Origin of the sequence: Mesorhizobium sp. M1006, from assembly GCF_040318825.1 — a bacterium.
GTDB lineage: Bacteria > Pseudomonadota > Alphaproteobacteria > Rhizobiales > Rhizobiaceae > Mesorhizobium.
Genome location: NZ_JAMYMZ010000003.1, coordinates 271,671 through 290,038 on the forward strand (window position 1 = coordinate 271,671; position 18,368 = coordinate 290,038).

The following is an 18,368-nucleotide window of genomic DNA, read 5'->3' on the forward strand; positions in this document are numbered from 1 at the left end:
CGGTTTTTCGGATAAGATCATGGTCAACAATAAGATTTCGCTCTGAATCAGGTGACCAGCGCGATCGTCGACGCTATCAGCATCAGCGCCGCGATGCCGACGAACAGGGCGTAGATGCGTGGCCGGTCGAGCAGAAGCGCATTGCCGGATATCCATGCCGCGGTGGCGCCACCAAGCGCGAAAAAGAAGGTGCTGCGGCGCCCGAAGCTCAAGCCGGCAGCCATCAGGCCACCGATGATCAGGGCGCCGAACACGATGATCACGGCGACTGCGTATTTCTCGAAATCGTTGCTGCCAGCGCTCGGGCCGATTGCGTTCAACCTCGACAGATCGTCCGGATCGAACGGGCTGGTCGACCCATATTCGTCTTGACCGACAGGCTCATGCATTATTCGTTCTCCGCAAACCGACAGCAAATCATCAAGCCTCGCCGAGCGCAACCGCTCGCCGAATGTGATCGGCACGGTGTTCAACACTTTCTGGCGGCGGCTTGCCAGAGATTTTTGAATTCGCGCTTGGATCGCCGCCCCGCTGCGCGGCCTGGTCAAGCGCCTTGCCCGAGCTGAACCTTCATGCCGCCCTGGCCAAAGACTGCGTTGCCTGAACGGAAGCCCCAAGCACCGCCTGTGCGCTGTCTGCCTGCCTTTCATCGACATGCGCCAGCACCAGGATCACACCTTGTGCGGCATCTGGCTTGCCTGGCTGCTTGCCGATATCGGACAATGCGCCGAAAAGTCTGCCGGCAACGCAGCCCAAGGCTGCACCGACGAGGGCCGATGCCAGCCATCCCGCGCCGAGGGGATCGATGCCGGGGATATCGAAGGCGCCGAGGCCGGCCAACAAACCCGCCGCGCCAAGGGCGGCACCGGTGCCTGGAACGCGCAAGACGGCGCCGATTTCGTCGTCGTAGGGTCCGATGATACTGATCTGGTGGCGCGCAATTCCTGCCGCCTGAAGTGCTTCGACGGCTCGCGCCGCCTGGTCATGGGAATCAAAAAGTCTGCTGATTGTTCGCATTGAAACTGCCTGTGAGGCCCCCCGGCCCTCGACGGTGCGGCGGGTTCCTGCTGAGCGACGACGCCGAGGAACCGCCTAACGCATACGTCGCCCCCCCCGAATTTACGAGCGGCGGGCGGCCACTGCCCGAGCTTTCACGTCACTCGATGATCTTGACGATCTTGCGCGTGCCTGGGTCGACAACGACGGTGCGGTTGTCGACGACGACATAGCGATATTTGACGTTGGGGACTTCATGAAGCTCGACGGTATCGGGGAGCGTCGAGCCGATATTGAGCTCCACCCCAGGGATTTTCACCGAGGCCAGCGGCTGCTTTTTCACATACTCCTTGATGATCGTTTCCTGCTGCGGTTCGATGACAACGTCTTGCGCCGCAGCGGCGCCGATGCCTGCCAGCAGCAAAAATCCCGCCACCGCGGTGGAAAGATGCATTCTCATGGTCGTCTCCTTTGCGAACTCGGTCCGCTCTTCACGCCAAGGCTCACTCGAACGGAAGGCAGCTGAAAACGTTCCGTCGACGGGGCTTCGGTCCCGCCCGGCAGGGACCAACCGACGTGTTGCCGCAGGACCTAAGTCTGATCCTTGCGCGCAAAGGGTGGGTTTGCCGCGTGACCCGGAACCGTGGCGGCGCGTGGCCGTTGCTGGCTGCACGTTCCGGGAGGATTCCATGGAAAAGGTCGACGGTTGCTCGCACCGGTCCTGGCTGTTTCCATTCCGATCGAATCCGGCATCTGCGCAGCACTGTCCCTTCCTGCGCCGATAAGGGTTCGCGCGTCACTTTGTGGCGGGCGAACCCTCAAATTGCTGCGTGCACCAAAGTTGACCCCCTGAAGCGAAGAGAAGGGGCGAGGAGAGCGGAAATGGCCGATGACAAGAGCAAGCGAGACTTCAGCGACCGAAATCGCGTTTCGGCGGATGAATATTATGAGGTCGAATATTTCGCGCGGGAAAATGGTGTTTCGCCCAGCCAGGTGAGCAAGCTGATCAAAAGGACCGGCGGCGACCGGATAATCCTCTCGCAGGCGGTGAAGGCATTGCGCGAGCGCAAGTGAGCTGGCGGCGAAGCCAACGGTGGAAAGGCACTGATCGCGATCGGCCGAGATCCGGCCAGCTATCGACAACGTGCCCGGATGCCGCCGCTTCGGCCAAGCGCAATGCCCCGCTACTTCTTCGATTCCGATGAAGACGGAATTGTCTATTCCGACGATCAGGGAACGTTATATGACGATCTCCCGCTGGTCAGGAAAGAAGCCCTTCGCACATTGGCCGAGATGGCCAGGGATGGCCTTCCTCATCGCAGGATTGCAGTCAAGGTCCGGGACGACCGTGGCGGTCTGGTCCTTGAAGTGGCTTTGACCTTTGCCGTTGAAACGCGGCACTTCGACGAGCGGATTTTCCGGATCGACTTGCGCACGAACTAACGGCTCGATCATCATCGCGCCGAGCATCAGATTTCTGGTGCAGCGGCATCTTCCCCTGGCGCGGAACATTAGAAATCTCTAATTGTTATCTTAAGCAGCGGGAACCTCCCAGGTTTCTGCTGCAGATCGGGTGCAACCCGATCGGCCCGCGCCCTCCGCCAGAGGCGCGGGCTTCGTTTGTTTAGCCGATGCGCAACGCCGTTCGGCAGCAGCATATTGGAGGCCTGCGGGAGCATTAGTAACATCTGTCGTTACCGCGGCGCCCTGGCGCCCAGGCAACGGAGCCCGTCGTCCGACAGGGCGGCGGGCTTTTTTGACGCGGGTCGGTCATCACGCAATCGATGGAATTCTGGCCGGCGCCGCTTCGTGTGGCATGGGGTAAGGTGCCCTGACGCAGCGCCGGTCAAGCGGAAATCAGGTCCGCCGCAGCCAGATTGTAGCCGCGCCGGCGCAGCAGGTAATTGCGTGATCGCGGAAGCCGCACCATTGCAGAGCACTCCCAGCAGTTCGGCCTGCCCAGCGGCTGACCCGCGGCATTCATTCATTCTGACGATGCATCGGACGCCCCGACGGCGGAAATTGGACACCGCGCTCGCTCGCGACTATGGCGGCCGGCGGTATTCCCTGCAGATTTCGGATGAAAGGCCATTCTATCCTTGTCGCGCCTGGATTCTTATCAGATCGTGGCAAGGTTTGCCTTTACGGCCGCGTTTGCCGGCGTTCTGCTGTTCGCCCTTTTGCCGGAGCAAGTCCTGCGGGGCCTTGGCCTGGCTTTCACGTTTGATCACGACAAGCTCAATCACGCCGCCGCCTTCGTCGTCCTGGCGGCTCTCGGAAGTCTCGGCTGGCCGGAACGCAAGGCGAAGCTGATCGTACTCCTCGTTCTCACGGGCGCGGCGATCGAGGGGCTTCAGGCCGTGCGACTGATAGGGCGCGACCCGGATCTATTCGACTGGGTCGCCGACTGCGCGGGAATCGCGTGCGGACTGATGGTTGCAGGCTGGACAAGGCGGCTCGCCGGCGGATTGCCATAGCTCGAAAGCGCATAACGGAATCGGCGCGCCCGTGCCCCAATAAGGGGAAATTGGCCGGCGCCACTGGGGGGCGCGTTGGGGTAAGTTGCCTGATGGGGCGCCGGCCAGGCGGAAAAATTACGTCCGCCGCAAAGTAACATAGCAGGAACGGCAAAGCGCGGCAGTAGCGTGATCGCGGAAGGTCCGCATTGGCGCCTCCGGTGCGGTGACCCGTTTTGGATCAACAAATCTGGCACCTGAATTGCACTGCAGGCAATGCCGGGAAATCCCGGCAATCGTCCCCGAATATGGGGCCTCGCCGCTTCGCAAATGGAGCGGCGGGCCTTTTTGCCGGACGTTGAAAAGTAGGCCGATCAGCGGCTTAGCCGATCACGGTGTGCTTAGCCCGATTTCCCCTGCCAAGTGCTTATTCTCACAAGAGAAATTCTAAAGCGCCCAAGCATCGGTGCTTGACACAGGTTTCGACAACTGGATAAGTGGATACACAGATACGCTCTGATCGGACCTGGGACATGGCAGCTGACGCAATCGAGCCGTTGGGCATCACGACCGCCGAGGAGGAAGCTTATCGCCACATTCAGCGGGCCCTGAGGATGGGGCGTTATCGGGCCGGGGACCGGCTGATCCCGGAAGAGATCGCGACGGAAATCGGCATGAGCCGCATGCCGGTTCGCGAAGCATTCCGCCAACTGGCCGCGGAAGGTCTTGTGGTCATTCGCCCGAACCGTGGCTGCATCGTCGCCGGGCTTACCCTCGATGAGATCTACGAAACCTTTGAAATACGCTCGGTGCTCGAAGGGCTGGCGGTGAGGCTTGCCATGCCGCACATCGATGCCGAAGTGCTTGAAGAACTGGAACGCCAGCTGGACCGCATGGAGCGCGCCAGCCAGACCGGCAGCAGCGACTGGGTCGTGCGCCATCAGGCCTTCCATTTGCAGATTTGCCAACTGAGCAACCGACCCAAACTCGTCCGGCAGATTGCCAGCCTGCACGTCGTGATCGAGCCCTACCTGCGCATCTGGTTCGACTATGTCGACAAACCCGCCAGCGCGCGTGCCGAGCACGAGATCCTGATCGACGTGCTGCGGTCAGGTGACGCCGGCAAGGCTGAGATCGTCATGCGGGATCATATCGTCGAGACAGCGCCGCTTCTGGCCAACTTCGCAAGTCCCGGCCGCCGCTAGGGAATACCATCTAACTCGTTGAAGCCGAAAGATAATCCGGCACGACGAAAGGGAACTGCCGTACCGGCAAAAAAGAGGAGAATGACATGAAAATTAGCCGCATCGCAGCCATTGCGTCGGTCCTGTTTGGCCTGGTCCAGGCCGCCGTTGCACAAGAAACACCAAAGGCAATTACCATTGCCACCGAAGGAGCCTACGCGCCCTGGAATTTCACAACAGCCGACGGCAAGCTGGACGGCTTCGAAGTCGATCTCGCCAATGATCTGTGCGGGCGAATGAAGATCGAGTGCAAGATCGTCGCACAGGACTGGGACGGCATGATCCCCGCGCTGACCGTCGGCAAGTTCGACGTGATCATGGCGAGCATGTTCATCACTGAAAAACGTCTGAAGGTCATTGATTTTACCCAGCCATATGCGGTTGACCCCTCAGGTTTCGCGGTCGCCAAGGATAGCGAACTGGGCAAGCTCGGCATTTCCAACGAGCGGTTCAAGCTGGACAATGAAGCCACTTCGCAGGCGGCAATCGACAAGCTCAAGCCATTGCTGAAGGGAAAGATCATTGGAGTTCAGGCTGCAACGGCGAACCTGGAATTCCTGAAAAAATACTTCTCGGACGTCGCCGAGATTCGCGAATACAAGACCACCGAGCAACACGATCTCGATCTTGCCGCGGGTCGCATCGACGCGCTCTTCGCGCAACAGACAGCGCTGGCCGCCACGCTGAGCAAGCCGGAGTTCAGCGACTATACGCTTGCAGGACCAGGATTTGTCGGGGGTCTCTTCGGTCTTGGCTCCGGGGCCGGCATCCGCAAAGAGGACACCAAACTGAAAGACATGCTCAACGGCGCCATCGACGCCGCGACCGCCGACGGCACGATCAAAACCCTGTCGCTTAAATGGCTCAAGAGCGACGTTACTCCAGTCAAGTAAGCGCTTGCCGGCGAACGGCCATTCCTGACCACGTTCCGGAGCTGAGCCGTTCGTCCTGCCGGGGGCATCAATGCCGGGGGTATCAATGCCGGGGGTATCAATGGTTGACGCATTCCGGCTGCTTGGTTTCCAGCACGGAGGTTGGGGGGCTGCTCTTCTCATGGCGGCCTCGGTCACAGTGCTCCTGTCTATGCTGGGCTTTGCGCTTGGCGCTGTATTTGGCGGGCTGGCAGCGGCCGGGCGTCTCCGCAACTCCAAAATATTGAGGTTCTTGGCCCTTGGCTATTGCACGGTTTTCAGGGGCGTGCCCGACCTTCTGACCATTTATCTGCTTTACTATGGAGGTAGCGTCGCCCTGACCTCGCTTGGTCATAGCCTGGGCGGGTCCGGATTCGTCGGCGTTCCGGCCTTTGCCACCGGAACCTTGGCTATCGCGATCATCTCGGGCGCCTATCAAGCCGAGGTCTATCGAGGGGCTTACGTCGCCATCGACCAGGGACAGCACGATGCCGCTTGCGCGCTTGGTCTCAACCGGCTGCAGCGGCTGCGACAGGTTATTTTTCCCCAGCTCCTGAGATACGCGCTGCCAGGTCTCGGCAATGTGTGGCAGTTGGTTCTGAAGGACTCGTCGCTGATATCGGTAATCGGCCTCGTTGAACTGATGCGCCAGGCGCAGATCGCTGCAGGTTCGACCCGTGAACCGTTCATTTTCTACATTGCTGCAGCCTTGCTCTATCTGGCTATCGCTTCCGTCACGGGCCACGCCTTTTACCGTCTGGAACGGAAGGCGCCGTGGCGCGTCCGGTCGGCATGATAGATTTCAGTTTTTTCCTCGAGATCCTGCCGAAGCTACTCGCCGGCCTGCCGCTCACGATGGAACTGGCCCTGACTTCCATCGTTGCCGGCTTCATTCTTGCCGTCACATTGGCGCTTGCCCAGCAATCGGAATCGCCCTTCGTCGTCTTGCCGATCCGTGGCTTCGTTGCCGTGTTCAGGGGCACGCCTCTGCTGGTGCAGATTTTTCTGACCTATTATGGCCTTGGTCAGTTCCGGCACCAACTGTCGGCAATTGGATTATGGACCGTTTTCCGCGAACCCTACTGGTGCGCAATCATCGCGCTGACCCTCAACACCACCGCCTATGGCAGCGAAATCCTCCGCGGCGCGATTCAATCGGTGCCACGCGGCCTTGTCGAGGCGGCCCGGTCTGTCGGCCTGTCCACCTATTTGACGTATCGGCACGTTATCCTGCCGCTGGCCTTTCGCCAGGCGCTGCCGAGTTACGGCAATGAAATCATCCTGATGATCAAGGGCACGTCTCTGGCTTCCATCGTGACCTTGATGGAGGTGACTGGAATTGCCCAGGGATTGATCTCCCAGACCTACCGCGCCTTTGAAGTCTTCATCTGCGCGGGCGCCATTTATCTCACTTTGAATTTCGCGATCATTCGGGCCTTGGCGGCACTCGAATACTGGATGTCGCGGCATCTGCGGCACCGCCCCTCGACGATGAGCGACGCCGCCTCTTGAGCACGATCAGAAGGGCATAGCATGCGAAATTTTGAGAAACCAACGCGCTCGGTCGTCGTTTCACGCGAGGCCATGGCCGCCACCTCTCATCCGTCGGCGACCCTGACGGCGGTCGAGATCATGGCGGCCGGCGGCAACGCCATGGATGCCGCCATCGCAGCCTGCGCGGTGCAATGTGTCGTCGAGCCAGCCTCGACCGGCATTGGAGGCGACTGCTTCGCTCTTCTGTCGCGAAACGGATCCGGCGAGGTCATCGCCTACAACGGATCGGGCAGGACACCCGCCGCCCTGACAATTGACTGGTTCCTCGAACGTGGCATGGCCGAGGTGGCCCGCAATTCTCCCGGCTCCGTCACCATCCCGGGAGCCATCGATGCCTGGACCAGATTGCACGCTGATCATGGACATATGCCCTTCGATCAAATCCTGGCCCCCGCTATACGTTTCGCCGAGGAAGGCTACGCCATTTCACCGCGGGTCCATCGTGACTGGGCGTTGGAAGAAGAACTTCTGGCCTCCGATGTAGCCGCGAAACGGATTTTCCTGCCAAACGGCCGCGCGCCACGTGTTGGCGAAGTGCATCGCCAGCCTGAGTTGGCTGCAACGCTGCGGCTGATCGCCAAGAAGGGACGAGAGGCCTTCTATACTGGCCCTGTGGCCGACGACATGGTCGCCTATCTTCGTGGGCTCGGCGGATTGCACACACTCGAAGATTTCGCCTCGGCAACAGGCGAATACGTGACCCCGATCAGCACGGCGTTCCGAGGCTGCGATGTGTTCGAATGTCCGCCGAATGGCCAGGGTGTGATCGCGCTGCTCATTCTAAACATCCTCTCGCGCTTCGAAGCGCACGGCGACCCGCAATCCGCGGACCGGCTTCACCTGGAAATCGAAGCAACACGCCTCGCTTACGCCGCGCGTGACCTGCTCGTCGCCGATCCCGACACTTCCGAGGTCCCGGTGGCCGAGATGTTGTCGAATGCCTGGGCCGATCGTCTGGCCGGCATGATTGACCTAAAGCGCGCCCGCGCGGACCTGCCGGCGTTCGATATGCCGCTGCACAGCGACACGGTCTATATTTCCGTTGTCGATAAGGACCGCAATGCGGTCAGTTTCATCAACTCGGTCTTCGACAGCTTTGGCTCGGGCCTGGTCTCGCCACGCTCCGGTGTCGTCTTGCACAATCGCGGGCAAAGCTTTTCGCTTGACCCCAGGCACCCCAATGCAGTGGCGCCGAACAAGCGACCTTTGCATACCATCATACCCGGGATGCTTGCGAGAGACGGCCGGGCAGAAATGCCTTTCGGCGTTATGGGCGGCTACTACCAGGCAATGGGCCACGCGCACCTGCTGACGAAGGTGCTCGATTTCGGGATGGATCTGCAGGAGGCGATTGATCTGCCGCGGGTCGCCCCCGTCAGCGGCACCATGAACGTCCAGGCCGAACACGGGCTCGCTGGCGAAACCGTAGCTGAACTTAGCCGACGCGGTTTCGAAATCATTCCCGCCACGGACCCGATCGGCGGTGCGCAGGCCATTCGCATTGATTGGGCAAACGGGACCCTGCTGGGCGGTTCTGAACCGCGCAAGGACGGCTGCGCCCTCGGTCTGTAGAGCGGTTATGGCCAGAGCGGGATCCAAGATGCCGAAGATGCTCTCCATCGACATTTGGCCGGCGAGCAGGAGCCGCTGGCGCCATGGTCCAGATAATTCTTGCACGCCATCGACAATCCGATCTGCGCGAGGTTGTCACCCATGTCTCTGGTATTAACCGTGACCTATGTGTCCGGGTTGGACAGGAAAAAAATGGTGCCCAGAGGCGGATTCGAACCACCGACACGCGGATTTTCAGTCCGCTGCTCTACCAACTGAGCTATCTGGGCCTGCTCCGGTGGGCGGCAATCTGCACACCGGGTTCATGAAAGCGCCGTCGGCACCCCTTGAAAGCGCGTGGGTTATAGCACGGGAATCCGGCCTGTCCAGCGCTTAGAGCATGATCCCGAAAAGTGGAATCCGGTTTTCGGAAAAGATCATGCTCAGACAAACGCCAGAAGCTGTTCCGTCCGACAGTGTCCGGATGGAACAAGTTCTGGACATTGATTTCAGGCGGGAAACGACAGGCAGTCCGCAAGGCCGATCATCGGTCACGATCGCGGCTGCGAAACCGTCCCAAGCCTGTGGAAAACCGCAGGTGGACGGTGCTATTTCTGGTCGTCGTTCTCATCCTCGTCGTCGCGGCCCGGGATGACGTAGACCCCCTTCAGCCAGCGGTTGAGGTCGATGTCCTTGCAGCGCGTCGAGCAGAACGGGTAGGTTTCGCGCGCCGATGGCTTGCCGCATTCGGGGCAGGGCCGCTTGGGCCGCAACGGCGTGACCTTGTCGTCCGGGCTCATATCCGCGCACCCGACAGCCAGTTGGCGTGCACCTTAAACCCTTCGCCGCTCAAAAGCGCTACCGTCTCGTAGAGTGGCAGGCCGACGACGTTGGTGTAGGAGCCGACAAGCTTGACGACGAAGGCGCCGGCAAGCCCCTGGACGCCATAGCCGCCGGCCTTGCCGCGCCATTCTCCGGATGCGATGTAGGCCTCGATCTCCTCGCGCGGCAGCCGCTTGAAGCGCACCCTGGTCTCGACCAGCCGCAAGCGCTGCTTGCCGCCAGGTGTGATCAGGCAGATGCCGGAATAGACGCGGTGCGAACGGCCGGACAAAAGCCCAAGGCAGTTGGCGGCGTCGTCGAGCGTCTCGGCCTTGGGCAGGATGCGTCGCCCGACGGCAACCACCGTGTCGGCCGCCAGCACGAAGCTCGGCGCGTAGTCCGTCTCGGTTTTCAGCGAGGCCAGCGCTTTCTCGGCCTTCTGCGTCGCCAGGCGCTTGGCCAGCGAACGCGGGTGTTCGGCGCGCAGCGGGGTCTCGTCGACATCAGCCGGCAGCACACGGTCCGGCTCGATGCCGGCCTGCTGCAGCAGCTCGATCCGGCGTGGCGAACCCGAGGCAAGCACGAGCTTCTGCAAAATGCCCATCGCGATCCCGGCCGGGTCCTTGAACTTACTTGAAGCGGTAGGTGATGCGGCCCTTGGTCAGGTCGTAGGGCGTCATCTCGACCAGGACCTTGTCGCCGGTCAAAACGCGGATGCGGTTCTTGCGCATGCGGCCGGCCGTATGGGCGATGATTTCATGTTCGTTTTCGAGCTTGACCCTGAACATCGCGTTGGGCAGCAGTTCCGTCACGACACCCGGAAACTCGAGGACTTCTTCCTTCGGCATTCGATACCTTTGCTTGGATGGGTACTTCCAGCGCCCCGGCCGGAAAGTTGCGCGGAACCTATATGATAAACGCCCGCTTGTGAACATGCTTAATCCGCGGCGTTTTCAGCCCCGTTGCCGAGGAAACGGCGGCCGATCCGCCCCTTCAGCCGCTCGCGCACGTCGCGGTAGGCGGCCAGGATCTGATCGCGCGTGCCGCTGACGCCGGTCGGGTCGGGCATAGGCCAATACTCGACCTCGACGGCCAGCGAGCGGGTGAGTTCGAGCGCGATGTGGTGGGCTTCCGGCGCCAGCGTGACGATCAGGTCGAAATAATCGTCCTCGAGGTCATCCATCGTTCTCGGGTGCCGTTCGCCGAGCGACAGCCCTTCTTCGGCCAGCACGGCATCGACGAACGGATCGCGTTCGCCGCCGCGCACTCCCGCCGAGGCGACGAAGGTGGTAGGCGGGAGCACCTTGCGCGCCAGCAATTCGGCCATCGGCGAGCGCACGGCGTTCATGCCGCAGACAAACAGGATCGAGCGGGGCAGGATCTGGCGGGGCAGCGGGGCGGCCAGTTTCAGCCTCGCCAGTGCAGCACGCAAACCAGCGTGAACAGCCGGCGCGCCGTGTCGAAGTCAATCTCGATCTTGCCGGCAAGCCGGTCCATCAGCCTCTGCGAGCCTTCATTGTGCAGGCCGCGCCGGCCCATGTCTATCGCCTCGATATGGCTTGGCGTCGCGGTGCGGATGGCATCGTAATAGCTTTCGCAGATCATGTAGTAGTCCTTGACGATGCGCCGAAGCGGCGTCAGCGACAGGATGTGGGTGACCACGGCTGCGCCGTCCTCGCGCGCCACGGCGAACACCAGCCGGGATTCGGCCAGCGACAGTTTTAGCCGGTACGGCCCGGCGCCGTCGTCATTGACCGGCTGGAAGCGGTTCTCCTCGATCAGGTCGAAGATCGCCACCGCCCGCTCATGCTCGACATCGGGCGTCGAGCGGCCGATCGTCTCGTCGAGCTCGACATCGATCAGCCTGGCGCGGGTTTGGTCGTAGTCGGACATTTCTACATGTTCAGCCGGATGGCGACGGAGCGTCCATGTGCATCGAGGCCTTCCGCCTTGGCGAGCGTGATCGCCGCCGGCGCCAGTGCCCGCAACTGCTCCGGCCCGAGCTTCAGGATCGAGGTGCGCTTGACGAAATCGAGCACCGAAAGCCCGGACGAAAAGCGCGCCGAGCGCGCCGTCGGCAGCACGTGATTGGAGCCGGCGACATAGTCGCCGATGGCTTCCGGCGTATGACGGCCGAGAAACACCGCACCCGCATTGCGCATCCGCGCCAGGAAGCCCTCTGGGTCGTCGATGGCAAGCTCGACATGTTCGGCCGCGATGCGGTCGACCAGCGGCAGTGCTGCCTCGATCGTCGGCACCAGGATGACGGCGCCGAAATCGCGCCAGCTCGCCGCCGCCGTTGCTCCGCGCGGCAGGTTCTGCAACTGCCGCTCCACCGCCTGTTCGACCGCTGCGCCAAAGGCACGGTCGTCGGTGATCAGGATCGACTGCGCCGACACATCGTGTTCGGCCTGGGCGAGGAGGTCGGCGGCGATCCAGTCCGGATCGTTGCTGCCGTCGGCGACAACCAGCACTTCCGACGGCCCGGCGATCATGTCGATGCCGACCGTGCCGAACACCTGGCGCTTGGCCGCCGCGACATAGGCATTGCCAGGGCCGACGATCTTGGCGACGGGCTTTATCGTTTCGGTACCATAGGCAAGGGCCGCGATCGCCTGGGCGCCACCAACGCGGTAGATTTCGGAGACATCGGCAAGGTCGGCTGCCACCAGCACCAGCGGCGGCACCTCGCCGCCGGAGGCCGGCACCACCATGGCGATGCGCTCGACGCCGGCGACCTTGGCCGGCACCGCGTTCATTAGCACCGAACTAGGATAGCTCGCCGTGCCGCCCGGCACGTAGAGCCCGACGGCCTCGATTGCCGTCCAGCGCGAGCCGAGCTCGACGCCGGCGGCATCGGTGTAGCGGTCGTCCTGCGGCATCTGCCGCTGGTGGTGGGAGCGGATGCGCTCGCGCGCGAATTTCAGCGCCTCGACCGTCTGCGGATCGGCGGCCTCGTAAGCCTTGGCAATGTCGTCCCTGGAGACGGCGATGCCGAGCCTGGCCAGGTCACCGCCGCCGAATTTCTGCGTGTACCCGACCAGCGCCGCGTCGCCCTCGGCACGCACCTTGGCGATGATCTCGCGCACCACGGCGTCGACATCGGCCGAGACTTCCCGCTTGGTCAGCAGGAACGCGGCAAAGCGCTGCTCGAAATCGGCGTCGGACTGGCGAAGCGTGATGGCCATCGGCTCAAACCCTGTGGACCGGGCGCGACGTCGCTTCCCAGGCGCCGCCGACATCGGCAAGCCGTGCCTCGATGCATTCGACATCGAGCATGATCGCGCCGCCGCCCGAAAAGATCAGCTCGACGATGCCGGCCGGTTTGTCGAGCGCGAGAAAGCTGATCGCCAGCAGCGACAGCACTTCGTCGGGCTTGTCGCGGGCAATGCCGCTGGTCTTGGCGCCGAGCACCCGGTCGAAATGCAGCACGGCCTGCCGCCGCTCATTGTGCTGGCGGAAGAAGCCGGATTTCGCCTCCCAGACGAAGCGGTTCATGGTCAGCACGAAGCGCTTTACCGAAGGCAGGTATTCGAGATCGCTGACCTTCATGACGGCATCCTGGACATGCGCCGAGATGATGCTCAGATCCTGATCGTCGAGCGCGACAAGCTTGAGGCCATTCATGCGGAATTCGCACCTGCGAGTTGATTATTCGACCTTCTGTTAGGCGGTCTTTCCGGCTCGTGCAACCGCGCCGGAGGTCTTGGCCAGGCAATCGCCCCGGTCGGCGCTGCCCCTCATCCTCCTGCCAGGACCTTCTCCCCGTATAGGGACGGGTGTAGGGGCTGGCCGCAACCTCGGCACCCTCTCCGCAACGCCGGAGATTGGCGAAATCCTTCGCGAGGCGTCCCTTCTCCCCGTCCCTATACGGCGAGAAGATGCCGGCAGGCAGGTGAGGGGCAGCGCCGACCTGAGCCTGCTATCATTACCCCGAAATGCGCTCGATTTCCGCGCCGCAGCCAGACAGCTTTTCCTCCAGCCGCTCGAAGCCGCGGTCGAGATGGTAGACGCGGTTGACCGTGGTTTCGCCTTCGGCCGCAAGGCCGGCAATGACCAGCGACACCGAGGCCCGAAGATCGGTCGCCATGACCGGCGCGCCCTTCAGCTTCGCTACGCCGTCGACGATCGCCGTCTGGCCGGACAGCGTGATGTGGGCGCCTAGCCGGGCGAGTTCCTGGACGTGCATGAAGCGGTTTTCGAAGATCGTCTCGGTGATGCGCGACTTGCCCTTGGCCATCGTCATCAGGCCCATGAACTGCGCCTGCAGATCGGTCGGGAAAGCCGGGAAGGGCGCCGTTGTCACGTCGACCGGCGAAATGCCGGCGCCGTTGCGCCTGACGCGGATGCCTGAATTAGTCTGCGTGATCTCGGCGCCGGTCTGCGAAATGATGTCGAGCGCCGTCTGCAACAGGTCGGGCCGCGCGCCTTCCAGCACGACGTCGCCGCCGGTCATCGCCACCGCCATCGCATAGGTGCCGGTCTCGATGCGGTCGGGGATTACCCTGACGCGCGCACCCGACAGCGCCTCGACGCCGTCGATGGTGATGGTCGCCGTGCCGGCGCCCGAGATCTTCGCGCCCATGGCGTTGAGGCATTCGGCGAGGTTGACGATCTCCGGCTCGCGCGCGGCGTTTTCGAGCACCGTCTCGCCCTTGGCCAGCGAGGCCGCCATCATCAGCACATGGGTGGCGCCGACCGAAACTTTCGGGAACACATAACGGTTGCCGACAAGCCGGCCGTTCCTGGTCTTGGCGATGACGTAGCCGGTGTCGACGTCGATATCGGCGCCCAGCGCCTGCAGGCCTTCGAGGAAGAGGTCAACCGGCCGTGTGCCGATGGCGCAGCCGCCGGGCAGCGACACCTTGGCCTCGCCCATGCGGGCCAGCAGCGGGCCGATCACCCAGAACGACGCCCGCATCTTCGACACCAGCTCGTAAGGCGCCGTCGTGTCGACGATGTTGCGGGCCGAGAAAGTGATGGTGCGCGAATAGCCTTCCTGCTGCTTTTCGCGGCGGCCATTGACCGAATAGTCGACGCCGTGATTGCCGAGGATGCGGATCAGCTGCTCGACATCGGCCAGATGCGGCACGTTTTCCAGCGTCAGCGTGTCATCGGTCAAAAGCGCGGCGATCATCAGCGGCAGCGCAGCGTTTTTCGCGCCCGAGATCGGAATGCTTCCGGCAAGCTTGTTGCCGCCGACAATTCTGATGCGATCCATGAAGAGCGTCCCCTCGGCGCCAAGGCCGGTTTAAATCGGTTGAGTCTGTTGCGGCCATCTAGATCATTGGCCGGCTTGGTTCAAGAAACAGGCTACTCCCCACTTTGGCCCACGCCGACTTGGCCAAAGTACCGGCGACCAACATAGCCGATTCGCGTTAATCTTTTTTCATCGCCGCCTGCAGCCCGTCGGGCCGCTCGGCGGCGTCGCCGGCGCGCCGCTTGTCGGCGTCGCCGGCTCTTCGTGAGCGCGATTGCGCCTTGCGCTTCTGCAGGTTGGCGCGCAACTGCTCGGCCAGCCGGTCCTTGCGGCCCGTTCCGGCCTTTTTCGCTGAACCATCCTTCTTCGGTGATCCATCCTTGTTCGGAGAAACTGTCTTGCCGTTCATCGTTCTGCCCCCGGCCGGCGACCCGCCGGTGCATATAAAGGGATAGCCAACATTGTGGCACGGCCATGTCCGCAACGATCGCCCGGTGCGGCCTTTCAACCCGTCTTTGTCTTGGCCTTGCGCTTGCCGGTTCGATATGGCAGAAGCCCCGCCATCGGCGGCTGCGGTAGCTCAGTGGTAGAGCACTCCCTTGGTAAGGGAGAGGTCGAGAGTTCAATCCTCTCTCGCAGCACCAGTCTATCCGCACCATGCAGAGCTATGGCCATCGCCGCGCATGACCGACTGAGCAAATAGAGGCTATCAGGGCAGATCGCGACGCATACCGGCTGAATGATACGGAGCCGAGCTGCCTTGTGCCCGGCTCCTCCGGCTTTGACGGGAACCTATGCAGCGTCGCCTGTTAGTTGCCGACGTCGCCGCTCCGGAGCCGCTTCACGCACAAAGCGCGAAGGACCAGAGCGGCATCGGCGTAAGTGATCGCCTTTTCGCCGCCGAAAACCAGTGCATTGCCGACAACCTCTAGGACATCGCCCTCGATGCGCCAAGGAAGAATATCGGTGCAGGTCCGCATGCGGCCGAAGACCGAACTGATCGGCACCATCTGGTCCTCAAATTCCACGTGCGGCTCGTCCGTTCCCGGAATCCAGGTTTGGTAAGCTTCCAAGGCATCGTCGAAGGCTCCGTGCAAATGAATCGGAGCATGGCCCTCATGCAGTGCGGGTAAAAGGCGTGTGGTCATCGGTCTCCTCCTGGATCGCGGCAGCCAGCCAATGCTGCCAGGTAACCCCCGCATTTCGATGATTGGTCTATGGCCGGATGCGACGGGCGCCTACCCAATAGCCGCAAGTGCCGATGCCCCAATAGAAGGCTTCATCCCGTCCTGAGCGGCGAAATTTCGCCTCGGAGTCAGATGCGTCGTCCGCCTGCGCCTGGTCGGGCGCATAACGTGAAAGCTCCATGGGCGGGAAAAGGGCGCCGATCACGATCCTGATACAGCTCGGAACGGCTTCCAGAAATGTCTGCGTCATCGTCATCTCCTGATCCTGCGAACATGGACGGCGAAAAGTCAGGCACTTGAAGCGGGCAGTATGACCGGCTTCTTAGCAAATGTCTATCAAACTTGTAGACATTGGCTTGTAAGGAGCGAGCCTCAGACGAAATACCATGCGAGCTTGCCTGTGACTACGGTGGATGCTTGATCGCCAAGCTTCCTGCTATCCGCGCCTCGAACGGCCGCAGCTCCCGGTCTCTTGGCACTTTGCGACGGGGATCAGCTCCATCGCGCCTTCCTCGCGAGCGCGACGGATCTTCAGAATGATGATCCGTCCTTCATGAACCTTGGTCGAGCCGCCAACATGCGATCAGGTGCTCGTCGCCAGCTTGGCTGAGGGGCGGTTCGGCTTTCCAGCAATCGGCAACAGCGAGCGAGCAACGGCCGGCGAAGGCGCATCTCTGGCTCGGGCCCGCCGCGATGTCGGCCTGAGAGATGATCTTCGGCGCTGCATCGTCTGAAGACGCCGCCAGCAGCAGTTTCGTATAGGGATGATTGGGTCCGTGAAAAATCTGGTCGGATGAGCCGGTTTCGACCAGGCGGCCGCGGTACAGCACGCCGATCCTGTCGGCCATGTAGCGCACGACCCTGAGATCGTGGCTGATGAACAGATAGGTCGTGTCCTTGTCGCGCTGCAGGTCGTTGAGCAGGTTGAGAACGGTTGCCTGGACGGAAACGTCGAGCGCCGAAGTGGGTTCGTCGAGCACGACGACCTTCGGCACGCCGGCGAAGGCCCGTGCGATGGCCGCCCGTTGCCGCTGGCCGCCGGATAGTGATCGCGACTTCTGCTCGGCTGTGGCGCCGGCAAGGCGAACCGATTGCAGCAAATCGCTGACGCGGGCCTTTATCTCACTGCTGCGCAGGCCGGCGAGCCGGCGCAGCGGGCGGCCGAGTATCCTGCCGATCCGCTTACGCGGATTGAGCGTGCGATCCGGCGACTGGAAAACCATCTGCACATCGCGGCGTTCGCCAATACTTCTCTTCTCGACGCGCGGTGCGACCGTCCTGCCGAACAGCTCGACCGATCCGGCGTCTGGCATCTGTAGGCCGGTGACGATCCTTGCCAGCGTCGACTTGCCGGAACCGGATTCGCCGATCAGCCCGAAGGTCTCGCCGTGGCCGATGTCGAGATCGATATTGCTGAGCACCAGTTGGCTGCCGAACGCATGGCTGATGCCTTTGCAGGCGATCGCGATTCGGCGTTCTTTGCGCCGGCCCGCGTCTTCATTCTGGACCGCCGAGTGCGATGGCAGGCCGTCCGTCTCCGCCAGTCTTCCATTCCGCTTCGTGTAGTTGAGCGCCGGGATCGAGGCGATCAGCGCCTTCGTATAGGCGTGAGAGGGGTTGTCGAAGACGTCGCCGGCGGCGCCGCTTTCGACCACGGTTCCCGACTGCATCACCGCCACCCGGTCGCAGGTGCGGCGGATCATGTTGATGTCGTGGCTGATCAGCAGAATGCTGGTTTTGTGGTCCTTGCGCAGGCCGGAGAGGATAGCGATGATCTCGGACTGGACGCTGGCGTCGAGCGCCGTCGTCGGCTCGTCCAGCACCAGCAGCGACGGGTCGAGCCCAATCGCGATGGCGATGTTGGCGCGCTGCTGCATGCCGCCGGAGAGTTCGTGTGGATAGAGCCCCAGCACCCGCTCCGGATGGCTCACCCGAACGCGCCCGAGCAGTTCGCAAGCCCGCTCGCGCGCCTCGTCATGGCGCACCGGGCGATGCCGCATGATCGTCTCGGTGATCTGGCGGCCGATCGTCATGCTTGGGTTGAGGGCCGCGCCCGGGTGCTGGTAGACGGCGGCGATATGATTTCCCCTGAGTTGGCGCAACTGCTCGGCGGAAAGGTCGCGGATTTCGCGGCCCTGGAACTCCAGCGCTGACGCCGCGATGCGGGCATTCTTCGGCAGATAGCGCAGGATGGCGAGCGCCACCGAGCTTTTCCCCGATCCAGACTCGCCGACAAGGCCGAGTGCTTCGCCTTCGCCTATGCGCAGGGAGACGCCACTGACGGCGGGATGCGATCCATTGCGCCCGTCATAGGCGATGGAAAGCTGGTCGACGTTCAGAACCGAGGAGGACATTGGGAGCTTGAAACCACTTTCTTCCAGCGTCGCGATCGAGGGCAATCGCTTCCACTTTTGCAATGCTTTATCTCTATAAAATTACTAGAATTA

At 62.2% G+C, this 18,368-nt stretch carries 23 protein-coding genes and 2 tRNA genes; 9 read left to right on the forward strand and 16 right to left on the reverse strand.

Going from position 1 to position 18,368, the window contains the following annotated elements:
* Nucleotides 1-47 precede the first annotated feature (47 nt).
* The 3 genes from NKH60_RS04500 to NKH60_RS04510 form a co-directional block, all read right to left on the reverse strand.
* The gene (locus tag NKH60_RS04500) at nt 48-389 is read right to left on the reverse strand and encodes a hypothetical protein (protein ID WP_292663955.1); all 342 of its coding nucleotides are present in this window, start codon (nt 387-389) and stop codon (nt 48-50) included.
* A gap of 181 nt (nt 390-570) precedes the next feature.
* The gene (locus tag NKH60_RS04505; protein ID WP_352613938.1) at nt 571-1,017 is read right to left on the reverse strand and encodes a hypothetical protein; all 447 of its coding nucleotides are present in this window, start codon (nt 1,015-1,017) and stop codon (nt 571-573) included.
* Between the two features lie 139 nt (nt 1,018-1,156).
* Nucleotides 1,157-1,456 (reverse strand): DUF1236 domain-containing protein, encoded by a 300-nt coding sequence (locus NKH60_RS04510; protein ID WP_352470142.1) that lies wholly within the window; start codon nt 1,454-1,456, stop codon nt 1,157-1,159.
* 422 nt (nt 1,457-1,878) lie between these two features.
* Here NKH60_RS04510 and NKH60_RS04515 point away from each other — a divergent pair, with 422 nt between their 5' ends.
* From NKH60_RS04515 to ggt, 8 genes are all read left to right on the forward strand, one after another.
* A complete protein-coding gene (locus tag NKH60_RS04515; protein WP_352613939.1) occupies nt 1,879-2,070 on the forward strand; it encodes a DUF3606 domain-containing protein in 192 nt (63 codons plus the stop codon).
* Between the two features lie 102 nt (nt 2,071-2,172).
* Nucleotides 2,173-2,439, forward strand: a complete 267-nt coding sequence (locus tag NKH60_RS04520; RefSeq protein WP_352501726.1) for a DUF6894 family protein — start codon at nt 2,173-2,175, stop codon at nt 2,437-2,439.
* 656 nt (nt 2,440-3,095) lie between these two features.
* Nucleotides 3,096-3,473 (forward strand): VanZ family protein, encoded by a 378-nt coding sequence (locus NKH60_RS04525; RefSeq protein WP_352613941.1) that lies wholly within the window; start codon nt 3,096-3,098, stop codon nt 3,471-3,473.
* A gap of 512 nt (nt 3,474-3,985) precedes the next feature.
* Nucleotides 3,986-4,657 (forward strand): GntR family transcriptional regulator, encoded by a 672-nt coding sequence (locus NKH60_RS04530; RefSeq protein WP_352470145.1) that lies wholly within the window; start codon nt 3,986-3,988, stop codon nt 4,655-4,657.
* 86 nt (nt 4,658-4,743) lie between these two features.
* A complete protein-coding gene (locus tag NKH60_RS04535) occupies nt 4,744-5,589 on the forward strand; it encodes a transporter substrate-binding domain-containing protein (protein ID WP_352470146.1) in 846 nt (281 codons plus the stop codon).
* A 100-nt stretch (nt 5,590-5,689) separates the two neighbouring features.
* On the forward strand, nt 5,690-6,403 hold the full coding sequence (locus NKH60_RS04540; protein WP_352925214.1) for an ABC transporter permease: 714 nt from the start codon (nt 5,690-5,692) through the stop codon (nt 6,401-6,403).
* A complete protein-coding gene (locus tag NKH60_RS04545; RefSeq protein WP_352613959.1) occupies nt 6,400-7,119 on the forward strand; it encodes an ABC transporter permease in 720 nt (239 codons plus the stop codon). The genes NKH60_RS04540 and NKH60_RS04545 overlap by 4 nt, the downstream gene beginning before the upstream one ends.
* A 21-nt stretch (nt 7,120-7,140) precedes the next feature.
* Nucleotides 7,141-8,733 carry a gamma-glutamyltransferase gene (ggt, locus tag NKH60_RS04550; protein ID WP_352613942.1) on the forward strand — a complete coding sequence of 531 codons (1,593 nt, stop codon included), beginning with the start codon at nt 7,141-7,143 and terminating at the stop codon, nt 8,731-8,733.
* Between the two features lie 193 nt (nt 8,734-8,926).
* On the opposite strand, the gene NKH60_RS04555 is transcribed toward ggt, so the two are convergent.
* The 10 genes from NKH60_RS04555 to NKH60_RS04600 form a co-directional block, all read right to left on the reverse strand.
* Nucleotides 8,927-9,002, reverse strand: a tRNA-Phe gene (locus NKH60_RS04555).
* Between the two features lie 318 nt (nt 9,003-9,320).
* Nucleotides 9,321-9,512: a DNA gyrase inhibitor YacG gene (yacG, locus tag NKH60_RS04560; protein WP_023677402.1), complete on the reverse strand. Its 192-nt coding sequence runs from the start codon at nt 9,510-9,512 to the stop codon at nt 9,321-9,323.
* A complete protein-coding gene (locus NKH60_RS04565; protein WP_352470150.1) occupies nt 9,509-10,138 on the reverse strand; it encodes a Maf-like protein in 630 nt (209 codons plus the stop codon). The genes yacG and NKH60_RS04565 overlap by 4 nt, the downstream gene beginning before the upstream one ends.
* A 25-nt stretch (nt 10,139-10,163) precedes the next feature.
* On the reverse strand, nt 10,164-10,382 hold the full coding sequence (gene infA, locus NKH60_RS04570) for a translation initiation factor IF-1 (protein ID WP_006200926.1): 219 nt from the start codon (nt 10,380-10,382) through the stop codon (nt 10,164-10,166).
* Between the two features lie 89 nt (nt 10,383-10,471).
* Nucleotides 10,472-10,954, reverse strand: a complete 483-nt coding sequence (locus NKH60_RS04575) for an arsenate-mycothiol transferase ArsC (RefSeq protein ID WP_502907732.1) — start codon at nt 10,952-10,954, stop codon at nt 10,472-10,474.
* The gene (locus tag NKH60_RS04580) at nt 10,942-11,427 is read right to left on the reverse strand and encodes a UPF0262 family protein (protein WP_352613943.1); all 486 of its coding nucleotides are present in this window, start codon (nt 11,425-11,427) and stop codon (nt 10,942-10,944) included. Before NKH60_RS04580 ends, NKH60_RS04575 begins: the two co-directional genes overlap by 13 nt.
* A gap of 2 nt (nt 11,428-11,429) precedes the next feature.
* Nucleotides 11,430-12,722, reverse strand: coding sequence for a histidinol dehydrogenase (hisD, locus tag NKH60_RS04585; protein ID WP_352613944.1), 1,293 nt, complete (start codon nt 12,720-12,722; stop codon nt 11,430-11,432).
* 4 nt (nt 12,723-12,726) lie between these two features.
* Nucleotides 12,727-13,161 carry a DUF2948 family protein gene (locus NKH60_RS04590; protein WP_352470153.1) on the reverse strand — a complete coding sequence of 145 codons (435 nt, stop codon included), beginning with the start codon at nt 13,159-13,161 and terminating at the stop codon, nt 12,727-12,729.
* 301 nt (nt 13,162-13,462) lie between these two features.
* A complete protein-coding gene (murA, locus tag NKH60_RS04595; RefSeq protein WP_023677408.1) occupies nt 13,463-14,755 on the reverse strand; it encodes a UDP-N-acetylglucosamine 1-carboxyvinyltransferase in 1,293 nt (430 codons plus the stop codon).
* Nucleotides 14,756-14,912: 157 nt separating this feature from the next.
* Nucleotides 14,913-15,143 (reverse strand): hypothetical protein, encoded by a 231-nt coding sequence (locus NKH60_RS04600; RefSeq protein WP_352871331.1) that lies wholly within the window; start codon nt 15,141-15,143, stop codon nt 14,913-14,915.
* Nucleotides 15,144-15,303: 160 nt separating this feature from the next.
* Here NKH60_RS04600 and NKH60_RS04605 point away from each other — a divergent pair.
* Nucleotides 15,304-15,378, forward strand: a tRNA-Thr gene (locus NKH60_RS04605).
* A 165-nt stretch (nt 15,379-15,543) separates the two neighbouring features.
* On the opposite strand, the gene NKH60_RS04610 is transcribed toward NKH60_RS04605, so the two are convergent.
* The 3 genes from NKH60_RS04610 to NKH60_RS04620 form a co-directional block, all read right to left on the reverse strand.
* Nucleotides 15,544-15,882, reverse strand: coding sequence for a BRA0787 family protein (locus tag NKH60_RS04610; RefSeq protein WP_352613946.1), 339 nt, complete (start codon nt 15,880-15,882; stop codon nt 15,544-15,546).
* Between the two features lie 67 nt (nt 15,883-15,949).
* On the reverse strand, nt 15,950-16,171 hold the full coding sequence (locus tag NKH60_RS04615) for a hypothetical protein (protein ID WP_352613947.1): 222 nt from the start codon (nt 16,169-16,171) through the stop codon (nt 15,950-15,952).
* 301 nt (nt 16,172-16,472) lie between these two features.
* Nucleotides 16,473-18,275 carry a dipeptide ABC transporter ATP-binding protein gene (locus tag NKH60_RS04620; RefSeq protein ID WP_352613948.1) on the reverse strand — a complete coding sequence of 601 codons (1,803 nt, stop codon included), beginning with the start codon at nt 18,273-18,275 and terminating at the stop codon, nt 16,473-16,475.
* Nucleotides 18,276-18,368: the final 93 nt, after the last annotated feature.